This window comes from Streptomyces sp. NPDC058279 (assembly GCF_042881255.1).
Classification (GTDB): domain Bacteria; phylum Actinomycetota; class Actinomycetes; order Streptomycetales; family Streptomycetaceae; genus Streptomyces.
This window is the reverse complement of sequence record NZ_JBHVYA010000016.1, coordinates 113,720-124,926: the sequence shown is the minus strand read 5'-3', so window position 1 is coordinate 124,926 and position 11,207 is coordinate 113,720. Positions and strand designations below refer to the sequence as shown.

Annotated in this window: 9 protein-coding genes; all 9 read right to left on the bottom strand. The window is 69.6% G+C overall.

What is annotated here, in order from left to right; genetic code table 11:
* Window positions 1-104: 104 nt before the first annotated feature.
* Window positions 105-953: a BTAD domain-containing putative transcriptional regulator gene (locus ACFVXJ_RS25305; protein ID WP_389664971.1), complete on the bottom strand. Its 849-nt coding sequence runs from the start codon at window positions 951-953 to the stop codon at window positions 105-107.
* Window positions 954-1,233: 280 nt separating this feature from the next.
* A complete protein-coding gene (locus tag ACFVXJ_RS25300; RefSeq protein ID WP_389664969.1) occupies window positions 1,234-5,082 on the bottom strand; it encodes an amino acid adenylation domain-containing protein in 3,849 nt (1,282 codons plus the stop codon).
* Between the two features lie 179 nt (window positions 5,083-5,261).
* Complete coding sequence (locus ACFVXJ_RS25295) at window positions 5,262-6,203, bottom strand: ribose-phosphate diphosphokinase (protein ID WP_389664995.1); 942 nt, start codon at window positions 6,201-6,203, stop codon at window positions 5,262-5,264.
* A gap of 14 nt (window positions 6,204-6,217) precedes the next feature.
* On the bottom strand, window positions 6,218-7,303 hold the full coding sequence (locus ACFVXJ_RS25290; RefSeq protein WP_389664968.1) for an alkene reductase: 1,086 nt from the start codon (window positions 7,301-7,303) through the stop codon (window positions 6,218-6,220).
* A 65-nt stretch (window positions 7,304-7,368) separates the two neighbouring features.
* On the bottom strand, window positions 7,369-8,313 hold the full coding sequence (locus ACFVXJ_RS25285) for a pseudouridine-5'-phosphate glycosidase (protein WP_389664966.1): 945 nt from the start codon (window positions 8,311-8,313) through the stop codon (window positions 7,369-7,371).
* Between the two features lie 10 nt (window positions 8,314-8,323).
* Window positions 8,324-8,557, bottom strand: coding sequence for a tautomerase family protein (locus tag ACFVXJ_RS25280; protein WP_389664964.1), 234 nt, complete (start codon window positions 8,555-8,557; stop codon window positions 8,324-8,326).
* A gap of 137 nt (window positions 8,558-8,694) precedes the next feature.
* A complete protein-coding gene (locus tag ACFVXJ_RS25275) occupies window positions 8,695-9,603 on the bottom strand; it encodes an EamA family transporter (RefSeq protein WP_389664963.1) in 909 nt (302 codons plus the stop codon).
* On the bottom strand, window positions 9,600-10,268 hold the full coding sequence (gene upp, locus ACFVXJ_RS25270) for a uracil phosphoribosyltransferase (RefSeq protein WP_389664961.1): 669 nt from the start codon (window positions 10,266-10,268) through the stop codon (window positions 9,600-9,602). Before upp ends, ACFVXJ_RS25275 begins: the two co-directional genes overlap by 4 nt.
* Window positions 10,269-10,372: 104 nt before the next feature.
* A complete protein-coding gene (locus tag ACFVXJ_RS25265) occupies window positions 10,373-11,068 on the bottom strand; it encodes a phosphoribosylanthranilate isomerase (RefSeq protein WP_389664959.1) in 696 nt (231 codons plus the stop codon).
* Window positions 11,069-11,207 lie beyond the last annotated feature (139 nt).

The following is an 11,207-nucleotide window of genomic DNA, read 5'->3' as shown; positions in this document are numbered from 1 at the left end:
CGCCCGAGGCGGTCGAGGAGGCCGTCGCCTTCTTCGAGTCGGTCAGCCGGGTCCCGGTGGTGCTCCACAAGCCGATCCTGGACGCTCTCACGTCGTCCGCGGGGTCAGGCGCCGAACCGCAGCGCGAAGCGCTCGCCTTCGGGCTGGAGCGGAACCTGGCGGGGGCGGGTGTCGGTGTGGTCGGGGACGATGCGCTTGCGCGCCGGCGTCAGCAGCTTGATCTGGAGTTGCTTGAGCTCCAGCGAGGGCTCCAGGCCCAGTTCGTCGGCGAGCAGGCGCCTGACGTGCTGGTAGGCCTGGAGGGCTTCGGCCCGGCGGCCCGCGGCGCCCAGGGCGGTGATGAGCTGGGTGTGGAACCACTCGTTGAGCGGGTAGTCGTTGGTGAGCTTGCGCAGCTCGGGTATGGATTCGCGGTGCAGGCCGAGCTGTTCTTCCGCCTCGATGCGGATCTCGAAGGCCCTGATGCGCAGTTCCTCCAGATGGACCACGTGGCCGGTGAGCATGTCGCCCGCGGGGAAGTTCGACAGGGCCGGCCCGCGCCACAGGTCGAGGGCGCTGCGAACGGTTCGGAGGGCCGTGACCGGGTCGCCGTCGCTCAGTTCGCCGCGTGACTGCGCGACGAGCCGCTCGAAGATCCGTATGTCGACCTCGGAGTCGTCCACCTGGATCACGTAGCCGGGCGGGCTGGTGGTGATCAGCGAGCGGCCCGCGGGGACGAGGTTCTCGTTCACGAACATCCGGCGCGCGTGGTACACGTACGTCTGGAGGGTCGTGACGGCGCTGCGCGGCGGTTTCTCGCCCCAGAGCTCCTGGATGAGCGATTCGGCCGTGACGATCTCGCCGGGCCGGGTGAGCAGCAGGGCCAGCGTCTGGCAGACCTTCGGAGTTCCGGGCCGGTGGATCCTGCCGTCATCGGCAACGATTTCGAACGGCCCGATGAGATTGAAGCGCATGGGATGTAACTCCTCGTCAGCAAGACAGTGGCGTTTCCGAATGGTGGTCGGCGGGACATGGAATGCGATGGGCAGTACGCATGAGATTGTATTGTGCAATTTTCTAGCAATGTCGGACCGCACGTCAATGAGGCCCCGGTCAGGCTTCCGTTAATTTGCGTCAGAGATTTGGCATTTATTCGGCCATCCTCTTCCCGCCGTGCCGGAAACAAAAAAGGACGGCCGCCCCGCCGGATTTCTCCAGCGGGGCGGCCGTGATTCTTCCGGAGAGACCCGGCTCCTACTCCTCGCCGAGCACGTAGCGGATGTGCTTGACCAGCTCGCCGACATCCTCGCGCAGCAGGCTGTAGTGGTCGGCGTCGAGGTCGATGACCGTCGGCGGCTCGGCCGAGTAACCGCTGCTGTTCTCCAGGAACGAGTAGTCGTCGCCCACGGCCTTGAAGATGCTGATCGGCGCCTGGAGGGTGCGCTCGGCCAGCTCGCGGAACGAGTACTCGAACTCGTAGGTCTGGCCCACGACCGAGATGATCCGCCGGGCGAGTTCGACGTCGATTCCCTTGAGCTCGCTGATGAACTCGGCGAAGGACGCCTCGTCCGTCGCGACCTCCAGGCACTTCTCCAGGTCCGGACCGGAAATGGTGCCGGTGAAGACGGAGAAGAGGATCGTGGTGTAGCCGCGGTTGGCGAAGGACGCCTCACGGCCCCACACCTTGCCGTTCTCGGCGCGCACCTTCGGGGAGCCCGGGGCGATCAGGAAGAGGTTCTCCACCTTCTCGCCCGCCTGCTCCAGCTGGTGGGCGGTCTCGAAGGCCACACGGGCGCCGAACGAGTAGCCCCACAGGGTGTAGGGGCCGGTCGGCTGGAGCTCCTTGATGGCCTCGATGTCCGCCTTGGCCATCTCGACGATGGTCTCGTACGGGGTCTCGCCCTCGTTGATGCCGTGCGACTGGACGCCGTAGAACGAGCGGCCGAGGCCGATCTCGCCGGCCAGGGAGCGCAGGTTCATCGGGTAGCCGCCCAGACCCGGCCAGCAGATCACCGGGTTGGCCTTGCCGGTCTCCGCGTGCAGCCGCACCAGGCGGGAGGACTCCTGGGCGACCTCGCGCTCCAGGCGCCGGGCGAGCTTCTCGACGGTCGGGGACTCCAGGACGCTCTGCAGCGGCAGGGTGACGCCGAGGCGGGAGTTGAGTTCGCGGATCAGACCGACGGCGATCAGGGAGTTGCCGCCGGACTCGAAGAAGTCGTCCTGCACCGAGACGCTTTCGCGCCGCAGGGACTTCGCCCAGATCGCGCTGATCTCCTTCTCGGTCTCGGTGCGCGGTGCGACGAAGGGGCGCTCGACGAGTTCGGCGTTGACCTGCTCGGAGGCGGCCAGTGCCTTGACGTCGACCTTGCCGTTGGCGGACAGCGGCATCCGCTCGAACACCACGACCCGGTTGGGGATCATGTAGTCGGGCAGGAAGCTGACGAGGTCGTCTCGGATGAGTTCGGCCGGACCGCGCATGTGGACGCTGTCCTCGCGCATGCCCTCGTGGCCGACCTGCTCGTCGCTGACGCGGCCGCCGACGAAGAAGTACATCGGGCCGCTCTCGACGCCGTTCGCGGCGAGGACGGCGTCCATGCGGCGCGAGGCGGGCAGCGGGTTGCCGGTCTTGGAGCTGTAGCCGGAGGACATGAAGCCCAGGTTCAGCCCGTTCATCATCAGGTGCTGGAGCTTCTTGCCGAGGGTGATGTACCGCAGCCACTCCTCGGGGGCCCGGCTGTAGACGCTGATGCCGAAGCTCGCCGCCTGGTACACCGACTGGTTGATCGCGATGACGTGCTTCTTCAGGACGATGTCGTCCGAGAAGCGGTCCAGCTCGCCGTCCGCGTAGCGGTACAGGCCCTCGGGCAGGCCGGCGATCTTGCTGCCGTGTGTCTGGACGTAGACCTCGGCGTGGTCGGCGCGCGGGCCCGCGTGCGGGACGAGCTCGAAGGTGCCCAGGTAGTAGTCCTCGTCGGCGACGTCCAGCAGCTCGCGGACGGCCGGCTCGTAGGCGCGGTCGTGGATGTCGAGGCCGTAGCCGGGCAGGATCTGCTCGAAGAGGCCGACCATGTGGCCGGTCTCTATCTCCAGGACCTCGACGATGTTGTTCTTGTAGACCGGCTCGATGCCGCTCTTCTTGCCGATGAAGTGGATCTGCGCGGTGGGCTTGCCGGTGGCCTCGCGCTCGCTGATCAGCACGAGCTGGTGGCGGACCGGCTGGTAGTAGTAGTAGCCCGGCTTCAGTCCGCCGACGCCCTCCAGCTCGAAGTACATCTGCGTCGCGTACAGCGCGCCCGGGGAGGCGTAGCCGTACTTCGGCAGCAGCCGCTCCTCGCTGACGTACTGGCCGAACCAGCGCAGGATCTGGCCCAGTTCGGCGGGGGCCAGATCGGCCGCCTTGCGCGAGTAGCCCGCGCTGACCTTGGCGCCGAGCAGGTCGAGCAGGTCGTCCTGGGTGACGGCGCCGCCCTCGTAGAAGCGGTACGTCTTGCGGGCGAAGACCCGGGCGCGCTGCTCGGGGGTGGGCTCGGAGCCCTCCAGGTCGAAGGCCGGGCGGCCGGCGAGCTCGGCGTCGTCGCGCAGGCCCGGGTTGGACAGCTGCGCCTTGACCTGGAGCTTGCTCTTCTTCGAGGCGTGGTGGGAGCCGTGGTTGCCCTGGTCCATCAGGGCGGCTTCCTTCTCGCTCAGCTCGACGCAGGCGATGAGGTTCTGGAAGCCGGTGCGGCTGTCGTTCTTGACGATGACGGCCGCGTTGCGGACCCACTCGTGGTTCTCGATCGCGAGGGAGATCTCGTCGAGTTCGACGCGGTAGCCGCGCAGCTTGACCTGGTTGTCGGCGCGGCCGGCGAACTGCACGGTGCCGTCCGGGTTCCACTGGCCCAGGTCGCCCGTCTTGTAGAGGCGGGTGGGGGCGGCGTCCTCGGTGAGCGCGATCTCCAGGAAGCGGTCGGCGGTCAGGTCGGGGCGGTGCAGGTAGCCGCGGGCGAGCTGGATGCCGCCGATGTAGAGCTCGCCGATCTCGCCGACGCCGACGGGGCGCAGGTCCTTGTCGAGGATGTGGTACTCGGTGTGGTGGACCGGGCTGCCGATCGAGATCGACTGCGGGCCCTCGTCCAGGGCGGCGGGGTCGACGGTGTACGAGGAGGAGTTGATGGTGCACTCCGTCGGCCCGTACAGGTTGATCAGGGCGCGGCCCGGTATCTCGCGGGTGACCTGGAGGGCCAGGTTGCGCGAGAGCGCCTCGCCACCGCTGAAGATCTGCTTCAGCGAGGAGCAGGCGTCGAACTTCTCGGTGTCGATGAGCGCCTGGAGCAGCGTCGGGACGCACTGGACGGTGGTGACGCCGTGCTTCTGGATGGTCTCGATGAGGCCCTCGGGGTCGGCGTAGACGCCGGGGGCGCCCATGACGACAGTGGTGCCGTTGGCCGGGGAGAGGATCTCCCACTGGGCGGCGTCGAAGCTCATCGGGGTCTTCTGCAGGACGACCTTGCTGCGGTCGATGCCGTGCGTCTCGCGCAGCCAGCCGAGCTGGTTGACGACGCTGCGGTGCTCGATCATCACGCCCTTGGGCTTCCCGGTGCTGCCCGAGGTGTAGATGACGTAGGCGAGGCTGTCGGGGCGGCTGCCCTCGGCGGCGGGCGCGGGCGCGCCCTCGGGCAGCACGAACGCGTCGGAGTCGCGCAGGGTGACGACGGTGACGTCCTTCGGCGCGAGGTCGCGCAGTCGGGACACCAGGCGCTGCTGACCGAGGATGATCTTCGCCTGGCTGTTCTCGATCATGTACCGGAGCCGGTCCTCGGGGTACTCCGGGGACAGCGGCAGGTAGGCGCCGCCGGCGGACAGGATGCCCCAGGCGCCGATCATCAGGTCGAGCGACGGCTCGACGAAGAGGCCGACGCAGTCGTCCGCCGAGACACCGAGATGTCTCAGGTACTCGGCCAGGGCCGAGCTTCTGGCCGCCAGTTCACGGTAGGTGAGGCTCTGGTCGCGGTAGACGACCGCGGTCGCCTCCGGGTGCTCCGCGACCCGCTCGGCGAGCAGGTCCGGCAACGCCTTGGTCCCCAGAAGGGTGGGCTCGAGCACGCTGGTCTCCTGAAAGGTCATTTCTCGCTTCCTTAACTTCCTTCGTGGAACAGCGGGCGTGCCCGCCGCCCGCGCACCGGGCCGCGAGATCGCGGCGGCCGGTCTGCAGTGGCTCACGCGGTACGGGTCGTCGGGACGGTGCACCCCCGCGCACTGCCCCGGGGAACGGGCGGACCCCCTCGGCCCGCCCGCCCCCGGCCCTACCGGTCCTGGAGCAACCGGGTCACCGATCCGTTGCGGAACACCTCACGGGCGGCGCCCGCGATGAGCGGGGCGATCGACAGGACGGTGACCTTGTCCAGTCCGAGCGCCCCGGGCACCGGCAGGGTGTCCGTGAAGACGAACTCGCTGACCCGCGAGTTCTTCAGGCGGTCCGCGGCGGGGCCGGACAGCACCCCGTGCGTGGCCGCCACGATGACGTCCCGAGCCCCCTGGGCGAAGAGGGCGTCGGCGGCGGCACAGATCGTGCCGCCGGTGTCGATCATGTCGTCGACCAGGACGCAGTCCCGGCCCCGGACGTCACCGACCACTTCGTGGGCGGTGACCTGGTGGGCCACGTCCTTGTCGCGCCGCTTGTGGACGATGGCCAACGGCGCGCCCAGCCGGTCGCACCACCCGTCGGCCACCCGGACGCGACCGGCGTCGGGCGAGACGACCGTGAGGTGGTCGCGGTCGGCCTTGGCCCCGATGTGGTCCGCGAGGACCGGCATCGCGAACAGGTGGTCCACCGGCCCGTCGAAGAAGCCCTGGATCTGGTCGGCGTGCAGATCGACCGTCAGGATGCGGTCCGCGCCCGCGGTCTTCAGCAGGTCCGCGACCAGGCGGGCCGAGATGGGCTCGCGGCCGCTGTGCTTGCGGTCCTGTCGGGCGTACCCGTAGAACGGCAGGATCACCGTGACGCTGCGCGCGGAGGCCCGCTTCAACGCGTCGATCATGATGAGCTGTTCCATGATCGCCTTGTTGATGGGGGCGGTGTGGCTCTGGATGACGAAGCAGTCCGCGCCGCGCACGGAGGCGTGGTAGCGGATGTAGATCTCGCCGTTGGCGAAGTCGATCGCCTTCGTCGGGACCAGCGTCGTGCCCAGCTCGGCCGCCACGGCCTCCGCCAACCCGGGGTGTGCGCGCCCCGAGAAAAGCAGCATCTGTCCGGAGTCGCTCACGCGGAAACGGCCTCTGCCAGGGTCGGGTAGTCGGTGTAGCCGCGGTGGTCGCCACCGTAGAAGGTGGTGGTGTCCACCGCGTTGAACGGGCCGCCGGCGCGCACCCGCTCCGGCAGGTCCGGGTTGGCCAGGAAGGCCGCGCCGAACGCGACGGCGCCGGCGACACCGGCCTCCAGCGCCTCGGTGGCGGTCTCGGCGGTGACCGGGACGCCCAGGTTCTCCGGGTGCGGGGACAGGATGATGGTGCCGGTCCACTGGGCGCGCAGCGCCTCGGTCCGGCTGCGGTTGCCGCCCTCCAGCACGTGCAGGAACGCCAGCGGCGGCAGGGCCGCGACGAGCGCCTCGTACAGGGCGGCGGTGTCGCCCTCGACGATGTCGTTGTACGGGTTGGCGGGCGAGATGCGCACGCCCACGCGGTCGGCGCCGATGCGTTCGGACACCGCCTCGATCACCTCGGCGGCGAAGCGGACGCGGTTCTCGATGGAGCCGCCGTACTCGTCGGTGCGCAGGTTGGTGTTCTCCGCGAGGAACTGGTGGAGCAGGAAGCCGTTGCCCGCGTGGACCTCGACGCCGTCGAAGCCGGCCTCGACGGCGTTCTGCGCGGCGTCCGCGAAGTCCTTGACGGTCTGCGCGATCTCCTCGACCGTCAGCGCGTGCGGCTCCTGGTAGTCCAGCGCGCCCTCGGGGCCGAAGCACTGGCCGGCCGCGGTGACGGCCGACGGCGCGACCGACTGGTGGGCGCTGGGGTACAGGGACGGGTGGCCGATGCGGCCGGCGTGCATGAGCTGGGCGACGATCAGTCCGCCGGCGCGGTGCACGGCGGAGGTGACCTGCTTCCAGGACTCGGTCTGCTGCTGCGAGTGGAGGCCGGGGCTGTTCATGAACCCCTGGCCGACGACGTTGGGCTGGACGCCCTCGCTGATGATGAGACCGGCGCCGGCCCGCTGGCCGTAGTAGGTGGCCATCAGCTCGGTGGCGAGGCCGTCGGGGGTGGCGCGGTTGCGGCTCATGGGCGCCATGACCAGGCGGTTGCGCAAGGCCAGCTTCCCCAGGGTGACCGGCTCGAACAACTTCTCGGACATCGGGTGTCTCCTCATCGAGGTCTTTGCGTGGTGCGGACGTGCGACGGCGGAAGGGGTGGGACGGGTCAGCGTCCCGCGCGTTCGGCGAGGTGCGTGGCGTGGGCGACGGCGAGCCGGCCGGCGGCCTCCGCGCAGGAGGCGAGGACGGCCATGTTGGCGCGCGCCGAGCGTCCGTCGGTGGCCGCGTCCACGGCCCGCATCAGGTACTTGGTGATGCCCTGGCCGGAGATGCCGTCGGCGGCGGCCCGGGCGACGGCTTCGCGGATGGCCGTGTCGACCTCGGTGGAGTCGATGGCGTCCGCTTCCCGGACCGGGGTGGTGATCAGGAAGGAGCTGTTGTTGCCGAGCGCCCAGTGGGCCTCGATGGCATGGGCGATGACCTGCTCGTCGTCCAGGCGGTGGGGCGCCCGGTGGCCGCTGGTGCGGCAGTAGAAGGCGGGGAAGTCGTCCGAGCGGTAGGCGACGACCGGGACGCACTGCGTCTCCAGGTACTCCAGCGTCAGCCCGAGGTCGAGGATCATCTTCGCCCCGGCGCAGACGACCGCGACCTTGGAGCGGGTGAACTGGATGAGGTCGGAGGAGACGTCCCAGGTCTCCTGCGCGCCGCGGTGCACGCCGCCGATGCCCGCGGAGGAGAAGAACGCGATCCCCGCGAGTTCGGCCGCCACGACGGAGGAGGCGACGGTGGTCGCGCCGAGGCCGCCCCCGGCCAGGACGAGGGGCATGTCGCGGCTGGAGACCTTGGGGATGTTCGGCAGCGAGGCGAAGCGCTCGATGTCGGAGTCCGACATGCCGACGCGGATCCGGCCGGCCTCGATGCAGATCGTCGCGGGCACCGCGCCGCCGGCCCGTACCGCGTCCTCCACCTTGCGGGCGGTGGCGGCGTTGTCGGGGTAGGGCAGGCCGTGCGTGATGACGTTGCTCTCCAGGGCGACGACGGCCGCGCCCTCGTGGAGGGCCTCACGGACTTCCTCGGTGTAGACGACGGGGATGCCGCTGCTTGCGCTCATCGAAGGTCTCTCACTTCTCGTTCCAGTAGCCGGGCGGCTTGACCAGCAGGTCCCGGCGGGCCGCTATCTCGGTGAGGACGTGGGCGTCCCAGTCCTCGGGTTCGACCGGCTCCAGCGAGATCGAGACGGAGTCCTCGTCGGTGGCGAAGGTCCGCGTCACCGCGGCGGTCACCGCTTCGTCGATCGCCCGGAGTTGCTCGGCCGTGAAGTCTCTCGGGTAGTGCCGGACGTGGATGTGGGGCACGGACTCGGTTCCCTCCTGGTCGGTGGCGGACGGGTGGCACACCGAGGACGGGGGAGACCTCGGTGTGCCACCGCCACTCCCGGCCCCCACCAGGGGGGGTTCGGTGGGGCCGGGAGTCGGGGAGGAGCTCCGTCGGGTCAGGCGTCGACGGGCTCCCGCGCGCTCGCCCTGGCCGCTTGCCTCCTGGCCCGGCCGGGACGCGGCTGGGCCAGGACGACGGCGGCGACCACGGTGAGCGCGCCGACGAGTTGGAGCGGCGACAGGGCCTGGTCGAGGACGAAGTACCCCAGCAGGGTGGCCGCGAGCGGCGAGGCGAAGCTCAGGAACGAGACGGCGAGCGCGGGCAGCCGCTCCATGCCGCGGAACCAGATCGCGTAGGCGAACAGGGCCCCGATGATGCCGAGGTAGGCGAAGCCCGCCAGGTTCTTGCCGGTGATCGTGTCTGGCAGGCCCTCGCCGATCAGCACGACCGGCAGCAGCACCAGGCCGCCGACGGTGAGCTGCCAGCCCGTGAAGGTCAGCAGGCCCACGCCTTCGGGGCGGCCCCAGCGCTTGGTCAAGACGATGCCCGAGGCCATGCTGAGCGCGCCCAGCAGACCGGCGATGACACCGGTGGCGTTGAGGCCGGCGTTCGGTTGGAGGACCAGCAGGGCCACACCGGCGGCGCCGAGCGCGCAGGCGACCAGGTGGATCCGCTTGATCTTCTCCTTGAGCAGCAGGGCACCCAGGAGCAGCACGATCATCGGCTGGATCGACATCACCAACGCCGCGACCCCGCCCGGCAGGTGGTACGCCGCGACGAACAGCAGGTAGAAGAAGGCGCCGATGTTGAGCACGCCGAGGACCAGCGCACGCCACCACCAGATGCCGCGGGGCAGGGTGCGGCCGATGAGTACCAGGATCAGGCCCGCGGGCAGCGCCCGCAGTACGGCCGCCAGCAGCGGGCGGCCCTCCGGCAGCAGCTCGGTGGTGACCAGGTACGTCGAACCCCAGATGGCGGGTGCGAGCGCGGTCAGGGCCGAGTCGGACAGCGCGCGGCTCGTCATCGGACCACGGCCGAGTCGGTGGTGCCGAAGAAGCGGTCGCCGAAGTCGCCGAGGCCCGGGATCATGAACGCGTTCTCGTTGAGCCGCTCTTCGACGGACGAGGTGACGATCTTGACGAGGGGGTGCTGGTCGTGGACCGCCTCGATGCCCTCGGGCGCGGCGAGGAAGTTGACGAACACGATGTTCTCCTCGCGCACGCCCGCCTCCAGCAGCAGGTCGATGGCGGCGTTGGCGCTGCCGCCGGTGGCGAGCATCGGCTCCAGCAGCAGCACTTGCCGGTGCGCGATGTCGTCCGGCAGGTTCTGGTAGAGGACGTGGGGCAGCTTGGTGGTCTTGTCCCGCTGGATGAGTATCTTGCCGACGCGGATGTCGGGTACGACGGCGCGCAGCTCGTCCACCATCGAGTCCCCGGCCCGGATCACGGGCACGGCGCACAGGTGGGGCGTGAACTTCAGGCCCTCGAAGGTCTCGCCGACCGGCGTGGTCACCTTCTGCTTGTCGAACGGCAGCAGATCGAGCGCGGACTCGAGCAGGAGGCGGATGATGCGCCGGGAGTAGAAGACGAAGTCGGCGCGCGAGGCGTCGCGGTCTCTGATGACGGTGTGCATCGCCCGGAGCTGGTTGGTCTGCGGCAGTGGGTGGACGTTGTGGTGGCCGGTCGCCATGAGAACCTGCTTCTCGTCGGTCGGTGGAGACGGGCTGCGACCGGGGCCCGATGGGGGGTTGCCCCGGGCGGCCGCAACCAGGGGGTCGGGCTGTGCCGTAGGGGTCAGGCGCTCTCGCCGGCGATCTCGGCGAACGCCTTGCGCGACTCGGCCACGAACGTGGCGACCTTGGCGCGGTCCTTGCGGCCGTCGGCGCCTTCGAGGCCCGTGTGGGCGTCGACGGCGGCGGGCTTGACGAAGCGGATCGCGTCGGCGACGTTCTCCGCGTTCAGGCCGCCGGCCATCATCAGGGGCTTGGGGGAGCGGCGCACGAGCTCGGCGCTGACGTTCCAGTCGTGGGTGAGACCGGTGGCGCCCTTGGCGCCGGTGGCCGGGTCGAAGGTGTCGGTGATGAACATGTCCACCGCGTCGGCGACGTCGTCGACGAGTCGGAGCAGCTCCTCGGCGTTGTCCTCCTTCACGACCAGGCTCTTGAGCACGTACAGGTCGGGGCGGTTGGCCTTGAGCTTGCGCAGCTGCTCCGGCTCCACGTCGCCGTGGAGCTGGACGGCCTTGACACCGAGCTCGGTGGTGAAGGCGCTGATCTCGTCGGCGTCGGTCAGGTAGCTGATGAGGACGCCCTCCTGGGGGGCCTTCAGGCCGGCGATGATCTCCGTTGCCGCCGCCTCGGAGATGTCGTCCTTGCCCGACGGGAGGCGGAGCGGGAACCCGAACCAGTCGACGCCCTCCTCGGCCGGCAGAGCGGCCTCTTCGGCATCGATGATCCCGGCGACCTGCACCAGATCCTTCACGTCACTCATGTGTGGTTCCTCTTCAGGGTGGAGCCGAATGAACAGAACGTGCGCGGGGCATCCGTCCGAGAGGACGTGCCCCTCTATGGCGGCTTTCGGTACACGTCGCGGAATGCTCTCCAAAAGCCTCGTTGGTACCCATCAGTGG

What these genes read in the sequence shown, in the direction of transcription:
- ACFVXJ_RS25305 (WP_389664971.1), bottom strand. Translation starts at nt 953, where the DNA reads ATGCGCTTCAATCTCATCGGGCCGTTCGAAATCGTTGCCGATGACGGC.
- ACFVXJ_RS25300 (WP_389664969.1), bottom strand. Translation starts at nt 5,082, where the DNA reads ATGACCTTTCAGGAGACCAGCGTGCTCGAGCCCACCCTTCTGGGGACC.
- ACFVXJ_RS25295 (WP_389664995.1), bottom strand. Translation starts at nt 6,203, where the DNA reads ATGCTGCTTTTCTCGGGGCGCGCACACCCCGGGTTGGCGGAGGCCGTG.
- upp (WP_389664961.1), bottom strand. Translation starts at nt 10,268, where the DNA reads ATGGCGACCGGCCACCACAACGTCCACCCACTGCCGCAGACCAACCAG.
- ACFVXJ_RS25265 (WP_389664959.1), bottom strand. Translation starts at nt 11,068, where the DNA reads ATGAGTGACGTGAAGGATCTGGTGCAGGTCGCCGGGATCATCGATGCC.
- ACFVXJ_RS25285 (WP_389664966.1), bottom strand. Translation starts at nt 8,313, where the DNA reads ATGAGCGCAAGCAGCGGCATCCCCGTCGTCTACACCGAGGAAGTCCGT.
- ACFVXJ_RS25275 (WP_389664963.1), bottom strand. Translation starts at nt 9,603, where the DNA reads ATGACGAGCCGCGCGCTGTCCGACTCGGCCCTGACCGCGCTCGCACCC.
- ACFVXJ_RS25290 (WP_389664968.1), bottom strand. Translation starts at nt 7,303, where the DNA reads ATGTCCGAGAAGTTGTTCGAGCCGGTCACCCTGGGGAAGCTGGCCTTG.